We start from the raw sequence: 26,950 nt of genomic DNA, 5'->3' as shown, positions 1-26,950 counted from the left end.
ATCTATATTACCATTTTTAGAAGTTATACTTATATCATCAGCTTTAACACTATTATCATAATCTTTCAAATCTAAAAACTCTGCATTATTATCTTTTAAATAATTTACCATTTGTTTTAAATAGTTTATATTCATATATGGATGAAAGAAAAATCCACCTGTATATCCTCTAACCATAGAAAGTTTTTCAAAATTTTCTTTTAGTATATCTATGCTAAAATCATTTCCATTTTCTATATAACCTAGATTTTCAGGTATTAACATCTTAAAATTCTCACTATCTTTTATTATGTATGGAAAAGTACTTGTAGCGAAGTTTTCATTATTATTTTGATATTGTCCTACATATGTAGAAAAATACTTTTTAAGTTCTCTATATCCATCTTCATCCATAGCGTAGTGTGGAGCTTCGAATGCAAGCGGATAAATGCCATTTTCTACACATAATCTAAGTCCACTAAGTACTCTGTATTTTACATAAGTATTTATATCATCATCTATAGGTTTATCTTTTTCCATATCCCAAAATTCATAACCTTCTCCAGATATCTCCCTATCATCTAGAGAGTGCATATATCCATGTAATACAACACTTCCACCTCTATCTTGCATATATTTTATCGTTTCAACAAACTCTTTATCTTCTTCAAAAGTGTTTATTTTACCACTTTTACTATCTATATATGCTGGTATTAATGCTATCATAAAAGGTATATTTTCCTCATACAAATAATCTGCTATTTCTCTTAAATTCTTTTTATCTCTAAACATATGGACATCTTCAATTCTTACAAATACTTGCCCTTTTTTAAATTCTTTAATATCATAAAAGTCATTTAATGTATCTTCAAATATAAAAGATTTTCCTACTTTATAGTTTGATATGAAATATAAATTTTTATCTTTTAAAACATAAGGGTATTCATTATAAGAATCTTTCATTGTAGCTAATACTTGAACATTTTTATTTTCTATATTAACAAGATTAAAATAATCATCTCCTACTATTGATATTTCTTTACCTTTATAATTCAATTTATTTATACTATTTATTTTTTTATCATAAGTTATATCATATTTATTGCTTGAATTTAAAAGATTTTCTACTCTATCGCCCATCCAATATATTTTATTAGTGTAATTAGAAAGATCAGAAATTAAATCTACATTACTTATTTTATTATCTATATTTATCACAAATATAGAATCATAGTTTTTCAGCATATCTTTTTTATAATCATTTACATATACTTTATCAACTTTATTATTAAATTTATAAAGAAGTTCATTTAAGTGGTTTACTACATTTTCATTAAAAGAAAATGTCTTTTGATTTTCATAGACTATTAGACTACTTCCTTTGATTTTATTATCTGCTAAAGAAATATTAAAACTTCCAATTATTAATAATAAACTTAAAAATAATCCTGTAACTTTTTTATACATCATACTGAATTTCCTCTTCACATAAAGATTTAAATTCTATAGGATTTTTAATACTATCCTTATATTCAATCACAGCTATCTTAGTATCTATATCAACATAATATTTGCCTTGGTTTACTTCTAAATTTAATTCATTTATTTTTGACTTTATTCTCTCTTTTACAATCTTAGCTCCATCTATTGGAGTATGCGGCATTACAATTGCAAGCATATCTTTATCAATATAATATCTTTCATCTTCTCCTCTTGTAGCCTCTATGATTATATCGCTTATACTTTTAATTAATTTATTAGTTTTTTCTTCCCCTATTATCCTTTTAATTTCTTTGTAATAAGGAAGTTTTATCATCATTAAAGTTAAGTTATTTTTATGTCTTCTCGATTTGCCCATTTCTTTTTCTAAGGTTTTATAGAAATGCTTTATATTTCCAAGTCCAGTAGTTTCATCCACCATAACTAAATGTTTATATTTAGTTTCAAGATCTTCATTAATTTTCTGTAATTTCAATATATTACTTGATAATTTTCCACTTGTCATACATATTATTGGAATACTTACCATCCATACATAAGAAATATAGTTTATATGCATATTAAAAAATGTATTATTATAAAATACTAAACTTGCATATAAAAATACAGTAATAGACGTTATTATAAGCCCTACTACCATACCTCCAGTATATGTTGTTATAGCTATTAAAAAAGTTATTCCTAACATTAAAAAATCCATAAAAATATATTCATCCGTTTTGGATATAAATAAAATAAATACTATTATAAGTATTTCCATTAATAATGCTATTATATAGGAATCTATCTTTTTAGATACCGAATTCATCCATTTTCCTCCTTTTTTATTTATATACTTGTATATATTTATTAATTATACCCTTTTTCGTCATTTTTCAACACTGTCAATTTAGCTTAACTTTTTTATTACATACAATTAAAAATTCCATCGGAATATTTAGTAATAAATTTAAATATAGTTTTCTTATTCAAAAAAAAGAATGTGATTAACACATTCTTTTTTTATTCAACTGGTAATACTATAGTAAATTTACTTCCTTTTCCAATCTTACTCTCTAGGTATATTTCTCCACCATGAAGCTTAATAATATCTCTCGTTATAGTAAGCCCTAATCCACTTGAATTTTGTATTTCTTCATTAGCATCTACAACTTGTCTAAATCTATCAAAAATAATTTTTTGATTTTTTTCATCAATACCAATTCCATTATCTTCTACTGATATCATAACCTTCTCATCTAAGTCTTTAATTACTATCTCAATTGTACCGCCTTCTGGAGTAAATTTAACTGCATTGCTTATTAAATTTTCAATACATCTTTTTATTTCATTTTTATCAAAACTAACTATTTTTTCTTCCACTTCAGGATCTATAACAATTTCTATACCATTACACTCTATATGATTTTTAAGCCTTAATGCTTCATCTTCTATAACTTCAACTATGTCTTGTTTCTCCTTATTTAATTTGTATTTTCCATATTCTATTTTTTCTATATCCATTAAATTTGTAATTAGTTCTAATAATCGCTCTGAATTTTTTTTAATGACTCCCATATGGTAAGCTAAGCTTTCATTACCTATACCTTTTTTATTCGAAATCCTAGTTATTAATTGTTCTGTTGAAGAAATTACATTTAAAGGAGTTCTTAATTCATGCGATAAGTTTACGAAATAACTGTTTTTATTTTTCTCTAGTTTTAATACTTTTTTAAATAATTCTTCATTTCTTTCTATTTCATTAGTGAGCGCTCGTGTTCTTTTATTTACCATAGTATCTAATAGTTTAACTTTGTTTTTATAATATAAAATACAAAATATTACTATGACTATATAAATAATCAAAGCTGTTTTACTCATCCAAAATGGAGGTTTTATAGTAAAATCAATAGTTTCTTCTTGTGACATTGCTACATTGCTATTTAATGCTTTTAATCTTAGTGTATACTTACCTGGTGATAAATTTACTAAAGACAGCTTATTACCTTTAAACTCTTTAAACTCTCTATCTATTTTGTCTAATTTGTAATAATACTTAGTTCCCTTTACATTTTTATAATAAGGTAAAAACATCTCCACATTTATATTATTTTCATAATATTTAAACTTCAAATTCTCTATATTATTGTATTTTTTTTCATTTACATAAATAGTTTGGATTTCTAAGTTAATATAATTCTTTTTCTTTTGTAACTCTTCACATCTAAAAGAATTTAATCCATTAGTTCCTCCAAAGAAAATTTCATTATCATAACTTAAGTGAAATGACTTTCCATTGAATGCTCTTCCTTGCAATCCATCTACAATTCCGAAATTAGCAAACTCATTTTTATCACTATCAAATTTTGATATTCCATAGTTTGTACTAACCCATATATGATCTTTCTTATCTATTATAATCCCATAAATAGTATTATTAGGGAGTCCATCTTCCATCATATATCTTTCAAATTTTTCAGTATCTTTATCAAATTTATTCAGTCCAAAATTAGTGCCTATCCATAAGTTGCCCTTGCTATCCTCTGAAATGCTCTTCACAGAGTTATTACTAATAGAATTTGTGTCATTACCTTTCATTTTATATAATTTACTTTTATTAGTCTTAGGATCCAATTTTAGTAACCCACCATCTAAAAAATATCCAATCCAATAAGTTCCTTTGCTATCTTTATATAAACACCCATTAAACTTATCTTTTATATGAAATCTATCTTCTATAATAGATAAGTCTTTTATTTCTCCAGTTTTTATATTTAATACAACTACACCTTCTGTAGTCCCTAACCATACATAATCATTATCATCTATTAATATACTTCTTACATTGCTTTTTTCAAGTCCATTACTTTTATCATATTTTTTTATTGTATTATCTTTTTTATTAACTATATTTACGCCATCGTCTGTAGATATAAATATTAAATCTCCATTTCCTTCTATATCATATATGTTATTGCAACTTAATCCTTCTTCCGTCGTCAAATATCTAATCTTGTCATTTTCTCTATCAAATATATTTACTCCAGTAGATTTAGTTCCTATCCACAATAAACCTTCATTATCTTTATATATTCCACTTACCATATTTTCAGATATAGAGACTTTATCTTCTATGTCTCCATCGTGCTTATAATATTTTATATTATTATTTGGCTCAAACATACTTATTCCAGAATATGTACCTAACCATAAAAGCCCAGTGCTGTCTTTCATTATACAGTATAGGTTATTATCAACTAAAGCATTAGTCTCATATATATCCCTTTGATATGATCTAAACTTATTTTTTTTAATATTATATTTTACTAGACCTTCATCTGTGGCTATCCATAAATCTTTTTTATCATCTTGTATTATATCTCTTACCGATAATACTTTGTTGCTATATGGAAGTGGATACTTTTTCAACTTATTATTATCTAATTTATATAAATTTTCAGATTTTGCACCTATCCATACATTATCATCACTGTCAAAATATATTTTATAAATATGTAAGTCATTTTCATTAGAATCTTCAGTTGAAATTTCCTTAATTTCACCATTCTCTTTATCTAATTTGTATAATCCAGTTTTAGTTCCTATCCATATATCGCTATTTTCGTCTTCTTCTATTGCATAAATACGCTTACTTTCAAGCTTATCTATATCTATATTATATTTCCTAAATTCATCTTTGGTTTTATCATATATATCTATTCCATTAGATGTTCCTATTATTATATCTCCTGACTTTGATATAAGTATTGTATATATATTATTATTAGATAAATTACCACAACTTTTACCTTGATAATAATTACTTATAGTATCATTTTCAGTATTTATTTTACTTATCCCACCTATCGTAGCTACCCATATGTTTCCTTCATTATCTTCTTCTATATCTAGAATATAGTTATTTACTATACCCTTTTCCTGATCTTTTTTTTGTGTATATATCTTAAATTCATACCCATTATACATATTTAACCCGTCATTACTACCAATCCATATACGGCCTTTACTATCTTGCATCAAAGCTTGTACCGTTCCTTGTGATAATCCATCATCTATAGTTATATTTTTAAAATTTATACTTTCCTGAGCATTTGAAGTTGTAGTAATCCCTAATAAAAATAAAACTACTGACATCAATATCTTCACATAAAATTTTTTCATAATATATTTTTGCTCCTGTGTAAAATCAGTATATATCATCACTATATATACTTTCTGTATAGTTAATTATTTTGTTATATTTTAATTTTGAGTATTTATCACTTATAAGAGCGTAATTTGAAAGTTTATTTCCAATCCATTTAGTATGTAACTTATTATATATTCTAATTGATCCTAAAAATATGCGACAATTGGGACAGGTAAATATATGATGTAATTTTTTATATTTTCCATTAAATACGGTATCCATATTATAAGCTCTTATTTTATAAAGCACCTGTTCGTTACAATTTGGACAAATGTAATTAGATTTATAGTACAAAGAATTCTTTTTTAAATACTTAGGGGAGTTACTATTTTTTATTAAATCATCAACTTCTTTTATATTATCTATTGAGTTTATCCAATTAATTTCTTCTAAAATTTTTTTATGTATATCTTCTATTTCATAATTATAATTATCTATATAGTTTTTATCTATGTTCTCTTCTTCAAAGTAACTATAAGAATTCATTATTTTATTTACCGTAGTTTCTTTATTGTTTAATGTATAATTAAATTTACTATCACATTTAGCTTTTTTTAAAACCTTACCTCTTAAGCTTGAGTATATATCTATTATTTTTTTCGTCATCAAACTCCCCCTTTTGACAAATTTATTATTAATACGAGTATACACTTTTGTATTGTTTTATTTTGTCGAAATGCGCAGTTTATGTAATTTTTTTCAGAATTTTAAAAAATATTATCAACTACTTATATCAACTATGAAATTCATTCCATTTTATTCCTTTTTTGTTTACGGGCTGCTTATCAAAATTAATAATTAATAAAAAAGCTACCTTATCAAAAGTAGCTTTTTTATTGATTATTAATTTCTTCTACTATAGTATTATAATAAATTCCATTTATTGATATGCCATATAATCTTTGATTAATAACTTCAAACTTTTTAATATTATTTTTTATCTCATATATCTTATTTTCATGCTTTTTAAGTTTCCTATGAGCATCATATATATCAATTTCTTTAAAGCTTATAGTATTTCCTGGTTTAGCTTGAGCTAACTTATACAAATCAATGCTAATAACATTAGCAATTTTCGTGTATCCACCAACTGTTTGCCTATCAGCCATCATAATAATTGGATTTCCGTGTCCCGGAACCTGTATAGCCCCAAATGCTATTCCATCAGAAACAATATCTGCTCCATCTATATGATTAATTTTATTCCCATCTAATCTATATCCCATCCTATCACACTCGTTAGTTATACTATATTTTGAAGTAAATAACTTTTTTATATTTTCTTCATCAAACATATTATCTTGTGGACCTCTTATAGCCCTTAAAACTATATCGTCAGTAAAATTTGGAATATATTCTTTTGGAAGTATATAATTTACATTAACTTCACTTTTATGAAGCTTTACATAATCTCCATCTATAAGTTCTCTACCTTCGTAACCACCCAGTTTAGCTTTCACATAAGTGGATTTGCTACCCATAACCACCTCAACATCAATTCCTCCACTGAAAGCAATATATGTTCTACACCCTGATTTTATACCCGAAAAAGTTAATATATCCCCTTTGTTTACTATATAACTTCTATACATATCTATTTCTATTCCATTTAACATCGGTCCTAAATCCCCACCAGTTATAGCTATCCTAGTTTTATCCTCAAATCTTATACTAGGCCCTATTATAAGCGCTTCTATACAAGCTTCATATTCATTATTTCCTACCAATATATTAGCAATTCTCAAAGAAAAATCGTCCATACCTCCAGAAACAGGAACTCCAAATTGTTGAAATCCAATTCTAGGTCCTCCTTGAACTAAACTTAAAATACCTTTATTCAAAACTGTAAATCCCATCATTTAGTTCCTCCTTCATTAATATATTTTCATATTCTGTCTTATTTATAGGTACAAATTTGACATAGTCCCCAGCACTTAATAATATAGGTCTTTCTTTATTAATATCGTATAATTTAATTGGAGTTCTTCCTATTAACTGCCATCCCCCAGGACTATCTATTGGGTATACACCAGTTTGTTTTCCTGCTATACCAACAGAACCGGCAGGTATTTTGACTCTGGGAGATTTTAATCTTGGTGTTTCTATTTTGTCATCCATCCCTCCAAGATATGTAAACCCCGGAGTAAAACCTAACATATATACCAAGTACTCACATTTACTATGTATATCTATAACTTCTTTAATTGATAAATTGTTATGACTTGCTACATTTTCTATATCTGGTCCAAATTCACCACCGTACAAAACTGGAATTTCAATTATATTTTTTTCCAATTTATCTGTAGTTTTTATTTTTTTTTCTAATTTTTTTATCTCTAATACAAAATCATCATACTCTATTTTTAAAGGATTATAATTTATCATTAAAGATCTATAAGTTGGTATCATTTCATCTATAACACTAGTTAAATTAGACACTTCAATATTTTTCATTAAATTTATAACTTTCCTATTTATAGTTTCATCTATAATATCACCAAACTCTACTACTATAGATTTATCCCCTGCTAGTAAATATCTAGTTTTCATATCTTAGCCTCCTAAAACAAATTTCTTTAAAATAACTTAGTTATATCTTGTAATGAGATTACTCCTCCAACAGCAGTTACTATAACTACTATAATTCCTAATATGAATAACCACTTAGGATGCTTATACTCGCCTACTATAGATTCTTTTCTAGAAGCTATTAATATAACACCTAAAGTTATAGGAAGTATTAATCCATTTAAAGAACCTGCTAAAATAAGTAAACTTGCTGGTTTTCCTATTAATGCCATTATTAAAGTGGATACTAAAATAAATAGTATTATAAATTTATTTTCATGTTTTTCTATAAAATGATGAAGCGTTTTTATAAATGAAACTGAGGTATAAGCAGCTCCTATAACTGAAGTGATACTCGCACACCATAAAACTAATCCAAAAAACTTATATCCAAGTTCTCCTGCTCCAAATTTAAAAGCTGAAGCTGCTGGATTTTCAGGATCTAAACTTACCCCTTTTGAAACTACTGCAAATACAGCTAAAAATAAAAATATTCTTACTATAGTAGCTACACTAATCCCAAGTATTGATGAGTTTGTTATATCTTTTAAATTCTCTTCTCCTGTTATGTTTGCATCTATTAACCTATGTCCTCCTGCAAAAGTTATATATCCTCCCACACTACCACCCAATAATGTTATAATTGGAAATATTAAACTTCCTGGATTTTCCGGCATAAAAGTTCCTTTTATAACCTGACCCATATCAGGTCTATTTATTATAGCTACATATCCTACTACCAATATAACTATAATCGCAAGTAACCTTGTGAATTTATCTATCACTGGTCCAGACTCTTTTATTAAAAATATAGCTATGGCTATAAGTCCACAAACTATAGTAGATATTGTAATATCTGAATTAAACATAACATTTACTCCAAGAGCTGCTCCACCTACATTTCCTATATTAAATGCAAGCCCTCCTATTCCTACAAGTACTGCTATAAAATAACCTAGCCCAGGTAAAACTTTATTTGCAATATCTTGTCCTCTAAGTCCTGATACCCCTATAACTCGCCATACATTTAGCTGTGCTCCTATAAAAAATATAGTAGCTATTAATACAACAAAACCAAAGTTAGCTCCATATTGATTTGTAAATGTAGCTGTTTGAGTCAAAAAACCTGGACCTATAGCCGATGTGGCCATTATAAAAGCTGCACCCATTAATGCAGTTATATTTTTTTTATTTGTCATAATTATCCCCCCAAACTTATTTTATAACTTCACTTATACAAGCTAATTCTATATTTTCTTTTAAAAGTGCTTCTTTTATATTCTTTACAAACTCTATAGCTTTTGGATTATCTCCATGTACGCATATGGAATCTGCTTTTATATCTATATATTTTCCATCTATGCTTTCAACTTTATTTTCTTTTACCATCTTTATAACTCTTTTTATAACAAGGTTAGTATCATGTATAACTGATCCTTCTATGCTTCTTGATACCAAAGTTCCATCCCCGTTGTAAGCTCTATCTGCAAATACTTCACTAGCTACTTTTAGTCCAACTTCTTTTCCTGCATCTATCATCGAGCTATTAGCTAAACCTAGTAATATTATGTCTTTATCTACTTCATATACAGATTCAGCTATAGCTAAAGCTAATTCGTAATCTTTAGCTGCCATGTTATAAAGTGCTCCATGTGCTTTTACATGTTGTATTTTTTCTCCCTTTGAAATTGCAAAAGCATTCAATGCTCCTAACTGATATTTGATATAAGCTTTTGCTTCTTCTTTGGTTATTTTCATTTCGCGTCTTCCAAAACCCATCAAATCCATAAATCCTGGGTGAGCTCCTAATTTCACATTATTTTTTATTGCTATTTTTGTGGTCTTATCCATATGTATTGGATCTCCTGCATGAAATCCACAGGCTATATTTGCAGATGTTATATGATTTAATATTTCTTCATCCATTCCTATTTTGTAACTACCAAAACTTTCTCCTAAATCACTATTTAAATCTACCTTGTACATTTTTACTCCCCCCAAATATAAATTAAAATTGTATATATTTATTGTCCTATTTTAATTTTATGTATAAAAAAATAATGGTATGACTTAAATTAAGTCATACCATTATTTTTACTGATACATATATGATTCTCTAACATATATAATAGCCTGTTTTCTATTTTTGCAGTTTATTTTCTGTAATATATTACTTACATGTTTTTTAACAGTATGCTCTGTTATATACAATTTAGTTGCAATTTCTCTGTTGTTAAATCCTTTTCCTAGTTCTTTTAAGATATCCAACTCTCTTTGCGTTAAATTATAAAAAGCATTATATTTTTCACTTTTCATTCCTAAAGTTACTAAATCACCATCATAATATTTTTTACCTTTTATTACCTTATTAATTATATATAAAAATTCATCCTTATCAGAACTATCCACTGTATATCCATCTACTTTACATTTCAATGCTTTATTAAATAACCTAGCATTTTTATTTAAATCAACAACTAATACCTTTATATTATTATACGATTCTTTTAATTTTTTTATAGCTTCTAACTCGTATTCACTATCAAAGTCAGTCTGATTGCTACTTAAATCAATTAATATAAAGTCTGTAGCTGGTAATAAATTCAAATCTATTTCTTTGACTGTACTTATACACTCTATATTTTCATTTATAATAACTTGATCCACTATAGATTTTAAAACTTCTTTCATTATAAAAGACTTAGATATTATTTTTATGTTCATAAAATCCCCCTTAGATAAATAAAAAACCGGCTATAAATATATAAATATATAATCTACATTTATATATAAAGCCGGTTGCACCACTTACTCCATATACTCCAGGTGCCCAAATAAAGAGTATATTTCTTAGTATCTTTTCATTATTTTTTTTACTACTTTCTTACTACCTTCTTGCACTATAAATAATATCAACAATGTTATAAATATTCAATAATTTTATAACTTCAAATATCGATAAATTATGTCTTTTTTGTCTTTTTTGCAACATTTTTCATTATTTTTTCTTATTATTTAATTTTTATTTATAATTATAGACTAATATACAACTATATATTTTTATTACATAAAATTATATCTCTTCTATTTTTTAAATTTAATTTTGATAATATGCTACTTATATGTTTTTTTACTGTAAATTCAGTTATACACAAATTATTACCTATCTCAATATTACTAAGTCCTTTACAAACTTCATCCATAATTTCAATCTCTCTATTTGTTAAGTTTGTAAATTTTATATCGTCTTTTTTCTTTATATAACTTTCAATTAAATCACTATCATAAAACTTCTTACCTATTTTAATATTATCTATTATATAGTTAAATTCATATTCATTATTTATTCCACAGATGTATGCATCTACTCCTGATTTTATAGATCTAATAAGCAAATTTTCATTCCTATTATTATCTAAAATCAGTGTTTTTGTATGCGATTTATAACTTTTAGAATTCAGTAGTTTTTCTATTTCTAATATATTATAACTACCATCTATAAATACAGTATCGTAGTTATTTATTTTAATAGTTTCTATGCAATGTAAATCCTCTATTGTATCTATATTAACTACATCAAAATGTTTCTTTAGTAATATATTAATAGCTTCCCTTGCTATAAAATTTTTCATTATCATCAATACATTCACAGGATATATCCTCCATCTTTAATTTTAAAATAAATATACCAACCAGTATACTTTGGTATATTATACTTTAATCACATAATTCACCCTTTAGTATCAACCTATGACTTCCTATATATTTTGGTGTACAGGTTACTAGTGTTATAATTTTTTCACCATCTATAAAATCTAACACATCAACTTTATCTGGAGTAACTACATTAGAATTAGTTACCTTATATCTATATGAACCTTTACTTGTGTGCATGTTTATATAATCTCCAATTTTAACTTCGTCTAAATTACTGAAGAATTTATTATACGTATAGGCTCTATGTCCTGCAACAGCAAAATTACCTTCTTCTCCAGGCATTGCCGTATTTTCAAAATGACCTACTGCATATTTTAATGTTTCATTATCTGTTCCTTCTTCTACAACTACTTTTAAATTAAGCTTTGGTATTTCTAATATACCAATTATACCCTCAGGTATATTCTGTGTAGTTTCATCTTTTGTTTCATTTTCATTCAGCATTAAGGTTTCATATTCTTTTACCATATCATCGTTATTTTTATTTGTTTTATAGTTTATATAGACTACTGATGATATTATTAATAATCCTACTACTATTAATAACTTACCTATAATTTTTTTCATAATTTCACCTTTTAAGCTTCTTTGTAATATATGAAAATAAATATAGCTAAAGCTATCATTTCAATTGCGATTATCTTTGGATCTGATAAGAAATTATTTATATATCCTAACTTAGGTATATGAAATTTTACTTCTCCTATTATATTATTTTTTTGTAATATATCTGCATCATCTATATTATTATTATCACCTTTTGTTATATACCCACCACTGCTTTTTTCTATTATTCTATGAGTCACTACTACGCCTTCATTATCTACAAAAGTCACTATATCATTTAATTCTATATCTGTTTTATTTTTATGCTTAACTACTACCATGTCTCCTGGATAAAACTCCGGTTCCATACTACCTGATAATACGGTATAGGTTCTATATCCAAATATATTGAATAATTTATCAGATTTAGATGTTAATGTGTTTAATATTATTAATGCTAAAAATACTATAACTATGTAATATAGTATTTTAGATGATTTTTGTTTTATATCTTCCATATATATTCTCCCCTGTCATATTTAAAAGTGGCATCTAATTAGATACCACCTTTATCATATATTTATATTTCTGGATTTTCTTGAGTATCGATATCTGTCTTTTCCTGCTCTTTTGGAGGTTCTATTAATTCAGGTTTATTTGGAACTTCTTCAATAGGTTTTTGTTCTATCTCTGGTTCACTCGGTACTTTTTCAACTGGTGATTGCTCTATTTCTGGTTTACTTGGTGTCTCTACTACTGGCAGTTGCTCTATTTCTGGTTCATTTGGTATCTCTACTACTGGAGGTTCTATTATTACTTCTTCAATTGAAGGTTCCTCTAATTGTGAATCAATGATTATACTTGATGGTTCAAGTGTTGCTTCCAAATTATGTGGATTAACATTCTTATCATATCTAAAGTATATTTTAAATTCTTTTGATTTTACAATTTCCCCATTGCTATCAACTATACTTATACTCATATTAAGAATATTATTATTACCATAACTTTTATTAAGTTCAAATTCCATATCATTTTTCTTATCTATTTCTAGACAATAACCTTGGCCACAATTTTTATTCTCATGCTCAATTTCAATATTTGAAAATTGTCCAGTACTATCTATATACTCAAACTTATATTTAAATCCATCTGGTAATTTTTTTAATCCACATTTAATTTCAATTTCATCTGTTTTGCAATGTTTTTTACAATTTTCATTTTCTGGGCAATCCTCAAATTTAACATCATCTAAATCTAAGTTAATATCAGGTATATTTTTTATTTCGTCCATACTAATTGTATTTACTTGTGTTGCTATATCAAAAAATCCTTTTTCCGTTTCAGTTTGAGTAGCTTTTACTATGAGTTTAAATTTTGCTACTTTATTAGACATACTATCTGATAACTCGGTATCTGATTTTATTTTAGATTTACATAAAATACTTTCATCTTTATTTAATTTAATTTTATTTCCATCTAAATCTACTAGTCTAATTGACTCTCCATCTAATAAGTCTTTTAAGTTTTTCTCTATCTTTAGTATTTCAACCCCATCTTTGTTATGAATAATAACCTCATAAGTTAATTTACTTAACTCACTATCATCCATGTTGTTTGATGTTAATTCCTCAAACTTTATACTTAAATTTTGTTTTAAACTTCCTTCATTTTTTATATAAAATTCTTTATATTCACTATCTGGTCTTTCCTGATTTTCTTTTAAACCTTCTACATTTAAACCTTCACTAATACTTACATCTAAATTTCCCATTTCTATGTTTAAATCATTTGATACCATTTCCTCATCAGCAAAGTAAGCATAAGTATCTAAACTACCACAAGTTCCTATACCTAATGCTAATACGATACTTGTCATACTAGCTTTTATAGCTTCTCTATTTTGTTTTCTTTTATACTTAAGTCTTTTTAATCTACTCATGTTTATTTCCTCCTTTATCTGATGATTCTTTCTTGTTTAGTACTAATCCTGTACCTACTACCCCTACACCTATGGCTATTATACTTACGGAGTTTATTATTCCACCTGTTTGAGGTAATTTACCACCTGCTGGCTTATTGATTCCAGATCCAGTACTCCCGTTATTGCCGCCAATACTGTCTCCTGAATTATTATTGTCATCTTCACTATCCGTTTCTCCACCTATACCAGTATCAGAGTTCACTTTATATCCCACACCTATACTGAATATATTTTCAAGTGCCTGTGCCTCATTTACCATAGATTCATCCATATCTATAGTCATATTAAAAAGTTCTTTTCCATGTTGTTTAACTTGAACTTCTCTAGATAAAACTATCTCTTTATTTTTTAATAAGTTGTCTAAGCTATCTTCAAATAATACTTTATCATCATAAGTCAACTTTACTTGACTATTTTTAGATTTTTCTTTAAATTCTTTATCATTTATATCTATACTTTGATTAGTTATATAGTTTTTAGACGACTTCAACTCTATATATATTCTATCTATATCTATAGTTTTTTCTGTATTATTTGATATATAAAAATCTTTAGATTCAATTCTTCCTGGATGCCAATGTCCATCTTCATGTATAAATATAGGATCTATACTTATAGCTTTTGTTTTATCATCTGCATATGATATAGGCATTGAAAGTAAAATTGCTATTGAACTAATCGATATTATCTTATATATTGTTTTTTTATATAACATTATTTCCTCTCTTTCAAAAAAGCACCCTTATATAAATAAGAATGCTTTTTTATTTTAACAACTATTTATAAAAAATGTCATTAATTAATAGAACTATTTTGCTTCTTTTTCATGTATTTGTTCTGCAGTTATTTCAAATACAGATGATAATTCATTAAAGTTAAATGTTGGCTTTTGATTTTGGTTGTAACTTCCTTCTTCTCCATATGCTCCTCCCATATCAGGGTGTATGTTTACATTTATAGCAGTCTCTATAGATTGACCTGGTGCTAAAGTTTTTCCATTTAAATCTCTAGTAAGTGTTTCACCTACTTTTATAGTATCTGGTATAGCTCCAATAGCATTTTGTTCAACAGATAATTTTTGATTTAATGATCCATTATTCGTAACAGTTACCTTCTTTAAAAAACTATCCCCAGGCTTTACATTTGTAAATCTATCATTATTAGTTGAATTTTCAGATTCTGAATCTGAATTTTCTAATGTCCATTCGCCTTCTACTACATCAACATTTAAATTCCCCATTGTTATTACTAAATCGTTGTAAGCCTCTGCTTTGTCACTAAATAATGCCTTAGTTCCTGCAAAAGTTCCCCCTACTAATAATGTAGCTGCTAATGCATATGCTATCGTTTTATTCTTTTTCATTATTTTATTCCCCCTGTTTATTAACTTTTTTATTTTTCAAATTTTGTTAACCACAATATATATATTAATTTATTGAATAAAGAAAATATATTACCTTAAAAACCCAAATTTACTAACCTTATATAATTAACTAATTAGTATAATATTTATAAAATCCGCATTACTCTTTAGTAGTATTTTTCTTTCTCTTTTAGTGGAACGTTCTGCTTTTAATATAGTTATTGACCTAAATTAAAGTATAAAAATAGACTCTTTTAAAAGAGTCTATTTTTATACTTTAATTTTTATTTAGAATAATTTTTAAAACTTTAATTCTCTTACTGCTTCTCTTGTTAATATAAGTTTATTTTCTATTTCTTCTAAATTATTTTTAGCCATTCCAATAAACAACATATCTATTACTGCTAATTGTGATATTCTTGAACTCATTGCACCTTCTCTTAGAGATTTCTCTACATATGGTACTTTTAATGTTATATCAGACATAGACTCTAGTAAATTATTTACACTAGCTTTTGTTATTGATATCACCGGAACTTTATTTTTATTCGCATTTTCTACACATTTTATTACTTCTTTCGTACTTCCTGAATAAGATATAGCTACTGCTACATCTCCTTCTTCCATTAATATAGAAGACGTTATCTGAAGATGTGTATCTGTGTGAGCTATACACCTTTTATTTATTCTGCTTAATTTATAATAAAAATCCATACCTACTAACCCAGATACTCCTACGCTGTAAATATATATGTTTTTTGCTTTTATTAATATATCTATAGCCTTTTCAAGATCTTCTTCTTTTATCAATTTAACCGTTTTATCCATAACTGCATCTATGGAATTTTTTATGCCATAGATTATATCTGTAATTTCAAGCTTTTTATCTATATATTCAAATCCTGTATTTTCTTTACTTTCATTTATACTCATAGATAAATTAAGCTTCATTTCATTCAAACTATTAAATCCTAATTTTTTTGAAAATCTAATCAATGTTGCTGCTGAAGTGTTTGTTAAATCACCAATTTCTTTAGCTGATAAATTTATTATACTTTCTTTGTTAGAAAGCAAATACTTAGCTATTAGCTTTTCTCTATCTGTAAAATTTTCATAATTTTGTTTTATATATTCTAAAATTTTAAATACCTCACTTTCTAAAGTAGAACTTTTTACCATCTTTTATATATTTTAATAGATATAAATCATTCTGTAAAATAGATGCTACTTTATTAGTTCTAAAATCTGCATCTTGATCTGTTTTTAAAATTTGAAGCTCTCCCATATATCTTTTATATCCTTCGTTATCAATTGTTATATCTCCATATTTTTTATCTACGGTATTTAATGGCTTTATTTTTTCTCCATTTAAAATCAATCTACTTTCACTAGCTCTTATTGCATCTCTTGCTTCATCACATCTTGAACTATATACTTCATTTAATAATCTTTCACAGACTTCATCTTCTATATCTATATTTATTCTTAATCTTATTGCACCTAAGTTTAAATTTATTAATGATCTTAGCTCATATTCACTAGGTAGCGAATCGCCTATGAACACACAATCATTTCCAAGTGCAAACAAGTGGTTACAAGCATCTGATACATCCATATTTCTATGATCTTCAAGCGTCGGTAACCCATCCTTTAGTGGACTTCTTTTTCTATTATTTGATTGAATAAAAGCACAAATTTTTATATTTTTTTCTTTTAGTATCTCATTTTTCTCTACCATACACTCCTCTGAGATACCAGTTCCTATTCTTGGATAAAAATTATGCAATGCATCCATATTTGCATAATTTGGATTAAACTTGTCTAACTTATTAAAAAACTCCTTAGTTATAGTGGATGCATTTAACTGAATTTGTATCCCATAGCTGTTTTTACTCATCGCAGCAACCTCTTCCTCAGTGTATCCAAAATCTATCCTAATAGTCTTTACACCCATCTCTTTAAGCCCTTCTAAATCCATATTTTCAAGATCTAAAAACTTAAAAGTATTAGGAGAAATATCACTTATTATATCCATATCATATTCCTTAGCCAAACTAAAAAACTCCCTTACTTCAACCTTCAACACCTCATAATCAGCCTCAGGAATATGCAAAGAAGTAAAAATTCTACTAAATCCTAATTCATGCGCATCTTTTAACAACTTTATATTCTCATCCTTAGTATTGTCTAGTCCAAAATATATTGAAAATCCAAAACTCATCTCATCTTCCTCCTAATATTATAAAAGGACTACCATTGTTTAGCGAATGAGCACCAAACTATGATCAGTCCTTTGTTATTTTTTTATTCTATTGGATCTTCGAATCCAAGCATTTCTGTAAAGAAATATCCTCCTATATAAGATACTAATACTCCTATCAAGAAGACAAACATTTTCCCATCAGCTATTAATAACGCTAGTGGCAATCCAGATACTCCAAGTGCTACTGCTCCCACTTTGAAAAATGCCATTACAGCCCCACCTATTCCTGCTCCTAAACAAGCTCCCAAGAAAGGTTTTCCAAGCGGTAATGTTACTCCATATATTAAAGGTTCTCCTATTCCTAAAAATCCTGGTACTAATCCATTTTTAGCTGTTTCTTTTAATCTTTTATTCTTTGTTCTTCTTAATACAGCTATTGCTGCCCCAACCTGTGCCATACCTGCTGTTGCTAATATTGGAAGTAATACTGTCGATCCTGTGCTTGCTATTAAGTCTGCATGTATTGGTGTTAAAGCTTGGTGCATTCCTGTCATTACTAATGGCAAGAATAATGCTCCCGATACCGCTCCTGATAGTACTGATACTATTATATTGCTTGATGCTACTGTATTTGCTACTACCATTCCTATTGAATCTGATATAAATCCACCTACTGGTTGTAATACTAATAGTGCTACTAAAACTGATACAGTTAATGTTACTAGTGGTGTTATAAATAAATCTAGGACATCTGGAACTACTTTTTTACATGCTTTTTCAATATAAACTGCTAATAATACAACTAATATTACGGATATTATTCCACCTCTACCTGGTGTTAATGTTGTTCCAAATAAGTTTATATTAGCTAATGCTGGTGATGATAAAATACCTCCAAGTACTCCACCCATCATTGGCATTTGTGATCCAAATTCTTTTGCTGCATTTACACCTACTAATACTGATAATATAGCAAATACTCCATTACCTATTAATCCTATTATCTGTGCTAAAGTTGTTGTCGTGTATACTTCGCCTAAATATACGCCCGCTATATTATTCACTGCCAATACTAACCCACATGATACAAATAATGGTATCAATGGTATAAATATATTACCTATTTTTTTAAGTACATTTTTAAATTTAGTGTTATTTTTTTCTTTTAATTTTTCTTTTGTTTGTTTTATTGCATCATCACCTAGTAATACTTTTTTATCTATTAGTTTATTTAATTCTTCTGTTATTTTATTTACTTTTCCTGGTCCATAAATTATTTGTAATTGACCTTCAGCTTTAACAACTCCCAAAGCTCCTTCTGATTTTTTTAGTTCTTCCATTTTTACTTTTGAGTAATCATTAATTTCTAGTCTACAACGAGTCATACAGTTTTGTGCTGAAATTATATTTTCTTTTCCACCAACTAATTCAATTAAGCCTTTTGCTATTTCTTGATTTGTCATTTTTATTCCTCCTATATATTTTTTATATATTTTGTAGAGCCTTTGCTATATATCCTTTATTTGAATCTAGTATTTCTTTTGCTTTTATTTTTTCTAAATTTGATAAAATCATAAATATTGACAGTTTAACATCAAAGTCTGTTTTGTTTAAAACTTCTGTTGCTTCATTTATATTAATACCTGTTGCCTCACTTACTATTTTTTTTGCTCTTTCCACTAGTTTTTCATTTGTTGATTTTACATCTACCATTAAGTTTCCGTATACTTTTCCCATTTTTATCATACTTCCTGTTGATAACATATTTAATACTAACTTTTGAGCAGTTCCTGATTTTAATCTTGTAGATCCTGTTACTACTTCAGCTCCTACTACTGGTGATATTGATATTTTTGCTACTTTTGCTACTTCTGAATCTGAGTTACATGTTATCGATACTGTTAATGCTCCTATTTTATTTGCATATTCTAGTGCACCTATTACATATGGAGTTCTTCCTGATGCCGCTATTCCTACTAATGTATCATTTTCATTTAAGCTTTTTTCTTTTAAATCTTGTATTGCTAATTCTTTTGAATCTTCTGAACCTTCTTTTGCTCTAAATATAGCTTCTTGTCCTCCCGCTATTACTCCTTGTACTAAATCTTCTGATACACCATATGTTGGAGGACATTCTGATGCATCTAATATTCCTAGTCTTCCTGATGTACCTGCCCCTATATATATTAGTCTTCCACCTTTATGCATCCTATCTACTATACCATCTATTGCTTTTGCTATTTGTGGTAATTGTGTTTCTACTGCTAGTGCTACTTTTTTGTCTTCGTTATTTATTTTTTTCACCATTTCTAGTGTACTTATTTTATCTATATCTAATGTGTTTTGATTTCTACTTTCTGTTGTTAGTTTTCCTAAATTTAATTTATCCATTTCTTGTTCCTCCGCTTATTTTTTATATTTAAATGTATTTATGAATTCGTTTTCTTAATTATGAATTTATAATATCATTTTTAAAATATTATTTCAATATATTTTATATAAAAAGAAATATTATTTCAGAAAATATTTTTTATCCTTTGATTGGTTAGAATTCGTATTTATGTTAAAATATATATATGCAGCTATTTAATATATTTTATTTTGGCTGCATTCGTATTTGTGCTTCCTACGATTTTATAAATTTTAAAGGAGGTCTATGAAAAATGGATCATCGGTTGAGAAGAAGTTATAATATGCTTATGCTGTTACTTTTAGGCATAATCTGTGGTATATCAGGTGCTTTACTCGATACACCAATATTAACGCCTGTATTGTTTACAGGTTCTGCTTTGTGCGGGCTTATACTTTCAGGGTTAGCTATTTCTTCTGTTGAAAAAGGTTTAAGTAATTAAATTTTCGAATTAAAAAAGCTGTTTCAAAGTGATTTAATATCACATTGAAACAGCTTTTTAATATTTCTTATTTTAATTTAAATTCATGCCAATTACCGTCTTCTACTAATATAGTCTCATTATTTTTTAAATAGTTTTCATTAACGAAAATATACACTCCTATTGTTTCAAAGCTTCCATCTTCGTAAAATACTTCTTTATCTTTACGTTTATACATTATTTCATTACTACCATCAAAATATTTTTCCAGATAATCTACAGATTTTAATACACTTCTTTGTTCATTATCCTCTATTTCAATTACCTGTCCATATATCTTATTATCTCCTTCTACCACTGCTGGGCATTTTTTAGAAGGAAGATGATACATGTTCCCATGAGTGTATGCTTTTTTATGTGATATTGCATATTCTTTAAGATACTTATCATAGTTATGGTAGTCTTTCATAAGTGTTCCATATACAAACATTTTAAATTTCATTTATTTTATCCCATTACTCTCATTAATATAATTTGAGCAACTAACATTATTAAAGCTATTGGCAATTGTTTTTTTATAACTCCATATTTGTCTTTCATTTCGAGTATGGCCACCGGTACTATATTAAAGTTTGCAGCCATTGGCGTCATAAGCGTTCCACAGTATCCACTTGTTAATCCAATCATACCTATAACATTTGGATCCAATCCATATGCTAGTATGAATGGTATTCCTATTCCTATTGTTATAACAGAGAATGCTGCAAATGCATTTCCCATTATCATAGTAAATAGTGCCATTGCTACTGCATATATTATTATTGCTACTGTTACATTTCCTTCTGGTACTACATTACTAACCATACTTGCTATAACATCGCCAACTCCTGCTGCTGCAAATATAGCCCCTAGTGATGCTAGCAATTGTGGAAGTATTGATAGTGGTCCAACTGATTCTAATAATTTTTTACCTTCTGTTGGTATTGCACTTAACTTATCTTTAGACATTATTAGTATTATTATAGCTGATACCAATATACCAAATCCCATACCAACTAAAGCTCCTAAATCTGGTAATACTATTCCGAATACCAAAGCTAAAACTCCCATAGCTAATGCTGGTATAAATATTTTATTTCCTATCTTATCTGCCATTTTTCTTTTGTATTCTTCTGGTACTACTTTGTTTATTCCTGGTGCAACTTTATTAAGTATTGGAGGTATTGTCATTAAAACAACTAATACTCCAGATATTTCACTTGGAAGGAAGTTTCCTAATCCTAATACAGCTGCAAGGGAAAACCAAAAAACTGCTGTTCCTACTTTATTTTTTTGTCCTTCATCTTTTAAAGCTCTTGCGCCTACATATGCAGCCATAAGTCCACATGCTATGTATATAATTTCCATTATAATATCTTTGCTAGTCATTAGTTTTTCACACCTGCCTTTTTCTTATACTTTTTCATAATTTTCTTATCTATTATCATAAAGTATATACCTGATACTATTACTGCTATTAAAAATACTGGTATCTCTGCTTTTACTGCTGACACTGGGTCTATCTGATAATTAAATGGTTCTAGGGTACTTTTTACTAATAAGACTCCCGACCCTGCTATAAATAATACTTGTCCAAAGAACCAACTTATATTTTCTGCGGCACTATTCATTGCTTTAATTGTATCTTTGTCTTCTTCTTCTAATTTAGTTCCATGTTTTTCAACAGATGCTTCTGCCATAGGGCATATTACTGGTCTGATAAATCCTGCAACACCTCCGAAACTTACGTTAAAAGCAGCTAAAGCTCCTCTTATAACTGTATATCCTATTGCTATTAAACCTGGTGTAGCTTTTTGCATTTTTGCTATTAAATCTCCTGCGACTTGTTTTAATCCGTTCTTTTCTAAAACTCCAACAACAGGAAGCGTGATTATAAACATAGCCATATATCTATTAGCTACAAATGTGTCCCCTAGTGTAGCTAGTATTTCTGGGATGCTCATTCCACCTACTAAACCAGTAACTATACCAGCAGCCATTACTATAGCTATAGCGTTTAACTTTAGTGCAAATCCCACTACTATAATTAAAATACCGATTAATTTAATCATATGAAATCCTCCTTTTATATTTTTTATTTAAACCTGTATAGGCCTAATTCTTATGTCTTTTAGTAAAACTTCTTTTTCATTTTCTATAACTTCTCTTTTTCTTTCAAACTTAGCATTATACATCATATCAATAGTTGCTATATCTGATAAGTTATGAGTTTTACTACACAGTTCAAGATAATCTCCTTGTGCAGTTTCATCCGATACTTCAGTGGTCCAATCAACTGCCGTTATCCAAGGATATCTATGAGATACGTGCCAAGAGTTTTCATCAACTTTATATGGTATCCAATAATATATTAAATCCTTGTAGTAGTTTGCAGGGAATAACTTAGGCATCCATTGATGAGCATATTTCTCAAATCTATTTTGCCAATCCATATTCCACTTAGTTATTTCTTCATCTTCGTTTATATAATCACTCACAACATCTTGTAGAGCTTCACTGATTAACTTATTTCCTGGATACCTTTCATCATCTAAGTACCAAAAGTATCCGTAAAATAATGCTCTTGGTAACCAAAATCCTTTAAACCAAGGAGATGTATATCCTGAAAACTGTTGATCCCATTCATGTTTTGGAACTCCATGATTATCAACTAATATATCCGGTAACCACTTATACCATAATTTAGTTAATGCTCTACTTTCTGTATATTTACTATCTTCTTTGAAGTATTCCCTAGCAAATTCTTTTCCCACACTATTGAATCTAGCTATATGAAACTGCCATTGTGGGTTATCCTTTTGTAATTCGTAGTGAATATATCCCCCATCCACATTTTCAAAAGGAATCATAACTATATTTACTTTATCTAAATACTTTTTATAATCTTCATTTGAAAGTATTTGTTCTATAAGTAAAAATGCTGAATTTGTACTAGATACTTCATTTGCGTGATGCCTATTGTTTATCTGAAATACTGGTTTATTATTTATAAGTTTATTTTTAGAAACGAAACTTGATTTGTATTTTTTCACAAGTTCTATAGCATAAATATCTCTTCCTTGATAAGATTTAGATGCTCTTAAAATATTTATTCCATCTACATTTCTTAACTTATTTATAATTTCTATATATTCATCATATCCAATGACTCTGTCTTGAGGTATATCTATATCTTTTATCCCAATAATATTTTTAACCTTTTCATATTTATTTGCATTATTAATATAAATCTCTTGATTATCATGTCTTATAACCAAAGTATTGAAAGCATAATTTTCTTTACTAATTTTTTCTTCAAGTTTATTTATTTCTTGTTTTATATTATTAAATGCCTTGTTATCCCCCACTATATCTACATAAACTTTATCTATTTCATTATTTTTTATATAAATCTCATTGATATATAATTCTAATCCTAAATCCCCATAATTAACTGTATTTAAAACTTCCAAGGTAGCTTTCATATATGTTCCTTGTCCATTTCGTTTGTTTATAATAGGAAGTATTAATCCTGGCTCATCTAATACTTCATTAACCGTTCTAAGCCCTAAAGTTTTAAAGAAATCTAATCCTGCAAAATATATATCTTCATGAAGCGCACTTAAAACAGATATTATATCTTGTCTTACATTTAATTTATAATCTGGTTCACTAGTTAAAATATCTAGTTTTAAAGTATTAAAAAATGGCTGTTTTTCTTTTGTTGGATTCCCTTTTGTTTTATCTAATATGTAAGTTTTACAATCATTTAGTATTTCATCTTGATATGCATCCCATATTTTTTCTACATCTGTTTTTATAATTTTATTTATTATAGTTTCTTGATTTACTTTAACTTGTATAAGTCCTGTATTAGGATGAACTTTACCTATATCTTCAAATCCGCTTAAATATGGTCTTTCTGAATATATAACATCAAAAGTTTCACTTAATACGACTTCTCTATATTTGTTATAAACTACAAGTTCATAGCTATAATCTTTATCTTCTAAAATATCAAAGTTAATATTATCTCTAGAAATCCCAAGCTCACCTTCCATTAAATCATCTATTGGAAATAATTCTTGAACTAATCTTATTGGAAGGTCAAAAAACTTATCAGGATTATCTTTTCTAGATGCATCAATATTTGGAATCGATCCATCTTCATCATCCCATTTAGTTTTTCCTTTTGGCAAAAATGGCTTGAATTTTATATCAATAGCGCTTATTTCTTCTGTATTCATATTACATTTTATTTTAGGAACGATTTCTTCCATTATCCAACTTAAACCTTGTTTGTATGAGCACAGCACACTACATTTTACTAATTTACAACCTTTTGATTGAACCTTATTTTCTATATACTCTTTTAAATTATCTCTTATTTCTTTTTCTTCACTTACTAAAACTTTTATTTCAACTTCATCCCCAAAGTTCAAATTATCTAATAGTTTCTTGTTCAATATATGTTTTACTTCATCAACTTCCCATTCAAAATTAAATTCTTTTTCAAATATTATTTCCTTGCTAGGTTTTTCTTGATTTATCAATAAAACTTTCAATTCATTTTTAAATTCTTCTAAACTCACTTCATTAGGTTTTATAAAGTATTCATAGTTTTCACAAAAGAACTTTGATACTTCTAAAATTTCTTCTTCTTTTCCACCTATAATAAGAGCATTTTCTTCTTTTATAAAAACTATATTAGAGTTTTTATTATTTAATTTTTCTCTTAAAAATTCATCTCCGATATATATATTTATTTTACCAATTTCTAAATTTGCATCTTTATTTGTAAAACCTATTGAACTACTACAACCTAGACTGTTTAATCCTAATATTGTTGAGATATTACAAGCTGCTATAAGTTCATTATCATTACATTTTTCATCTATAATGATTTGGGCATTTATATAATCTGGTAAAAAATCATTGTCTGTATCAAGTAAAAGACCTTTGTTTATATTGTTTAAATCAGCTAAGTCTTTTATTTCATAAAAATTTTTTTCAAATTTCACTTTGCTTTCTTTTAGATTTTTATTGTTTATGGAAATTGGATAATCTTTTGAGTTAATATCAAATTCTTCAACTTCATTTTCTATATCTATTATTTTAACTATTGGTAAATCTAGTGCTGTACTTTCAAATCCTATGATATTACACAAGTTTATAGTTTCTATTTTTTCATATGTACTTGCTCCTCTAGGTATAACTACATATCCATTTAGTCCATCTACTTCATTAGTGTCTTTATCTATATTAAAAAATTTATTTTTTATTAATAAACTTTTTAAATTATCTATTAGCATATTTCTCCTCCGCTTATGCTTATATCTTCCTTATACATAGTACATGCTTCTATTGCTAGTTCTAATCCTTTAACAATTTCATCTAATGACATATATGCCATGTTTCTTTTATCTAGAACTTGACTAGTTGTGTATGGTATATGTATAAATCCACCTTTTATATTAGGATATTTTTTATCTATCATGTATAAAACTCCATACATTACATGGTTACATACAAATGTTCCAGCAGTATATGATACAGATGCAGGTATACCATTTTCTTTCATATGTTCTACCATAGCCTTTACCGGTAAACTTGTTATATATGCAATTTCTCCATCCACACGAACAGCTTCATCTGTCGGCTGATTTCCTTCATTATCTGTTATTCTAAAATCATCTATATTTATAGCTATTCTTTCTGGTGTTATATCAAATCTTCCTCCCGCTTGTCCTATAGATATTACTATATCCGGGTTGTATGTTTGTATTGCTTCTTCTATTGCTTTAAGTGATTTTTCTCTCACTGTAGGTATTGTTAGCTTTATTATTTTTGCTCCATTTATTTCATCTTTTAATCTTTTTACTGCTTCTTCAGCTGGGTTGATGCTTTCTCCCCCAAATGGATCAAATCCTGTTATTAGTATTTTCATTTTTTCCCCTCCATTATTTTGTAAAAAAATATTTATATATATAATACAATTTTTGTAATAATTTGTAAATACAAATTATTCTTT

General features: G+C 27.3%; 25 protein-coding genes and 1 riboswitch. Of the genes, 1 reads left to right on the top strand and 24 read right to left on the bottom strand.

The features are described 5' to 3' along the window. The 19 genes from ACRCYC_RS14160 to murQ all read right to left on the bottom strand — a co-directional run. A partial coding sequence (locus ACRCYC_RS14160; RefSeq protein ID WP_438619786.1) for a DUF2334 domain-containing protein occupies positions 1-1,449 on the bottom strand: 1,449 nt, incomplete at its 3' end. Beyond that, positions 1,439-2,287, bottom strand: coding sequence for a GGDEF domain-containing protein (locus ACRCYC_RS14155; RefSeq protein ID WP_438619785.1), 849 nt, complete (start codon positions 2,285-2,287; stop codon positions 1,439-1,441). The genes ACRCYC_RS14155 and ACRCYC_RS14160, both read right to left, overlap by 11 nt. Positions 2,288-2,481: 194 nt before the next feature. Further along, the gene (locus ACRCYC_RS14150) at positions 2,482-5,640 is read right to left on the bottom strand and encodes a ligand-binding sensor domain-containing protein (RefSeq protein ID WP_438619784.1); all 3,159 of its coding nucleotides are present in this window, start codon (positions 5,638-5,640) and stop codon (positions 2,482-2,484) included. Between the two features lie 25 nt (positions 5,641-5,665). After that, positions 5,666-6,274, bottom strand: coding sequence for a hypothetical protein (locus tag ACRCYC_RS14145; protein ID WP_438619783.1), 609 nt, complete (start codon positions 6,272-6,274; stop codon positions 5,666-5,668). Between the two features lie 227 nt (positions 6,275-6,501). Next, a complete protein-coding gene (locus tag ACRCYC_RS14140) occupies positions 6,502-7,527 on the bottom strand; it encodes a biotin-dependent carboxyltransferase family protein (protein WP_438619782.1) in 1,026 nt (341 codons plus the stop codon). Continuing rightward, positions 7,502-8,218, bottom strand: a complete 717-nt coding sequence (gene pxpB, locus ACRCYC_RS14135; RefSeq protein WP_438619781.1) for a 5-oxoprolinase subunit PxpB — start codon at positions 8,216-8,218, stop codon at positions 7,502-7,504. Before pxpB ends, ACRCYC_RS14140 begins: the two co-directional genes overlap by 26 nt. A gap of 26 nt (positions 8,219-8,244) precedes the next feature. Beyond that, a complete protein-coding gene (locus ACRCYC_RS14130) occupies positions 8,245-9,435 on the bottom strand; it encodes an NRAMP family divalent metal transporter (protein WP_438619780.1) in 1,191 nt (396 codons plus the stop codon). A 16-nt stretch (positions 9,436-9,451) separates the two neighbouring features. Then, a complete protein-coding gene (locus ACRCYC_RS14125; protein WP_438619779.1) occupies positions 9,452-10,222 on the bottom strand; it encodes a LamB/YcsF family protein in 771 nt (256 codons plus the stop codon). 108 nt (positions 10,223-10,330) lie between these two features. Continuing rightward, entirely contained in the window at positions 10,331-10,960 is a 630-nt protein-coding gene (locus ACRCYC_RS14120; protein WP_438619778.1) for a response regulator transcription factor, read from the bottom strand. 60 nt (positions 10,961-11,020) lie between these two features. Continuing rightward, positions 11,021-11,104: riboswitch (cyclic di-GMP riboswitch) on the bottom strand. 182 nt (positions 11,105-11,286) lie between these two features. Further along, complete coding sequence (locus tag ACRCYC_RS14115; protein ID WP_438619777.1) at positions 11,287-11,886, bottom strand: response regulator transcription factor; 600 nt, start codon at positions 11,884-11,886, stop codon at positions 11,287-11,289. A gap of 67 nt (positions 11,887-11,953) precedes the next feature. After that, positions 11,954-12,520: a class D sortase gene (locus tag ACRCYC_RS14110; protein ID WP_438619776.1), complete on the bottom strand. Its 567-nt coding sequence runs from the start codon at positions 12,518-12,520 to the stop codon at positions 11,954-11,956. An 11-nt stretch (positions 12,521-12,531) separates the two neighbouring features. Next, positions 12,532-13,017, bottom strand: a complete 486-nt coding sequence (locus ACRCYC_RS14105) for a signal peptidase I (protein ID WP_438619775.1) — start codon at positions 13,015-13,017, stop codon at positions 12,532-12,534. A gap of 62 nt (positions 13,018-13,079) precedes the next feature. Then, entirely contained in the window at positions 13,080-14,441 is a 1,362-nt protein-coding gene (locus tag ACRCYC_RS14100; protein WP_438619774.1) for a TasA family protein, read from the bottom strand. Next, positions 14,434-15,198: an LPXTG cell wall anchor domain-containing protein gene (locus tag ACRCYC_RS14095; protein WP_438619773.1), complete on the bottom strand. Its 765-nt coding sequence runs from the start codon at positions 15,196-15,198 to the stop codon at positions 14,434-14,436. Before ACRCYC_RS14095 ends, ACRCYC_RS14100 begins: the two co-directional genes overlap by 8 nt. 93 nt (positions 15,199-15,291) lie before the next feature. Next, positions 15,292-15,846 (bottom strand): hypothetical protein, encoded by a 555-nt coding sequence (locus tag ACRCYC_RS14090; protein WP_438619772.1) that lies wholly within the window; start codon positions 15,844-15,846, stop codon positions 15,292-15,294. A 300-nt stretch (positions 15,847-16,146) separates the two neighbouring features. Further along, entirely contained in the window at positions 16,147-17,025 is an 879-nt protein-coding gene (locus tag ACRCYC_RS14085) for a MurR/RpiR family transcriptional regulator (protein ID WP_438619771.1), read from the bottom strand. Next, a complete protein-coding gene (locus ACRCYC_RS14080; protein ID WP_438619770.1) occupies positions 16,997-18,067 on the bottom strand; it encodes a DUF871 domain-containing protein in 1,071 nt (356 codons plus the stop codon). The genes ACRCYC_RS14085 and ACRCYC_RS14080 overlap by 29 nt, the downstream gene beginning before the upstream one ends. 83 nt (positions 18,068-18,150) lie before the next feature. Continuing rightward, on the bottom strand, positions 18,151-19,512 hold the full coding sequence (locus tag ACRCYC_RS14075; RefSeq protein ID WP_438619769.1) for a PTS transporter subunit EIIC: 1,362 nt from the start codon (positions 19,510-19,512) through the stop codon (positions 18,151-18,153). Between the two features lie 22 nt (positions 19,513-19,534). Continuing rightward, the gene (gene murQ / locus ACRCYC_RS14070) at positions 19,535-20,440 is read right to left on the bottom strand and encodes an N-acetylmuramic acid 6-phosphate etherase (RefSeq protein ID WP_438619768.1); all 906 of its coding nucleotides are present in this window, start codon (positions 20,438-20,440) and stop codon (positions 19,535-19,537) included. Between the two features lie 272 nt (positions 20,441-20,712). Here murQ and ACRCYC_RS14065 point away from each other — a divergent pair, with 272 nt between their 5' ends. Then, a complete protein-coding gene (locus tag ACRCYC_RS14065) occupies positions 20,713-20,901 on the top strand; it encodes a hypothetical protein (RefSeq protein WP_438619767.1) in 189 nt (62 codons plus the stop codon). Between the two features lie 67 nt (positions 20,902-20,968). On the opposite strand, the gene ACRCYC_RS14060 is transcribed toward ACRCYC_RS14065, so the two are convergent. From ACRCYC_RS14060 to pcp, 5 genes are read right to left on the bottom strand one after another with little or no spacing between them, the layout of a single operon-like run. Continuing rightward, complete coding sequence (locus ACRCYC_RS14060; RefSeq protein ID WP_438619766.1) at positions 20,969-21,382, bottom strand: gamma-glutamylcyclotransferase family protein; 414 nt, start codon at positions 21,380-21,382, stop codon at positions 20,969-20,971. Positions 21,383-21,387: 5 nt separating this feature from the next. Continuing rightward, positions 21,388-22,308: a DUF979 domain-containing protein gene (locus tag ACRCYC_RS14055; protein ID WP_438619765.1), complete on the bottom strand. Its 921-nt coding sequence runs from the start codon at positions 22,306-22,308 to the stop codon at positions 21,388-21,390. Beyond that, positions 22,308-22,991 (bottom strand): DUF969 domain-containing protein, encoded by a 684-nt coding sequence (locus tag ACRCYC_RS14050; protein ID WP_438619764.1) that lies wholly within the window; start codon positions 22,989-22,991, stop codon positions 22,308-22,310. The genes ACRCYC_RS14055 and ACRCYC_RS14050 overlap by 1 nt, the downstream gene beginning before the upstream one ends. Before the next feature lie 27 nt (positions 22,992-23,018). Next, positions 23,019-26,231: a M14 family metallopeptidase gene (locus ACRCYC_RS14045; RefSeq protein WP_438619763.1), complete on the bottom strand. Its 3,213-nt coding sequence runs from the start codon at positions 26,229-26,231 to the stop codon at positions 23,019-23,021. Beyond that, positions 26,225-26,866: a pyroglutamyl-peptidase I gene (gene pcp / locus ACRCYC_RS14040; protein ID WP_438619762.1), complete on the bottom strand. Its 642-nt coding sequence runs from the start codon at positions 26,864-26,866 to the stop codon at positions 26,225-26,227. Before pcp ends, ACRCYC_RS14045 begins: the two co-directional genes overlap by 7 nt. Between the last annotated feature and the right edge of the window lie 84 nt (positions 26,867-26,950).

This window comes from Paraclostridium sp. (assembly GCF_051657365.1).
Lineage (GTDB): Bacteria > Bacillota > Clostridia > Peptostreptococcales > Peptostreptococcaceae > Paraclostridium.
This window is presented reverse-complemented; position numbering and strand designations above follow the sequence as displayed.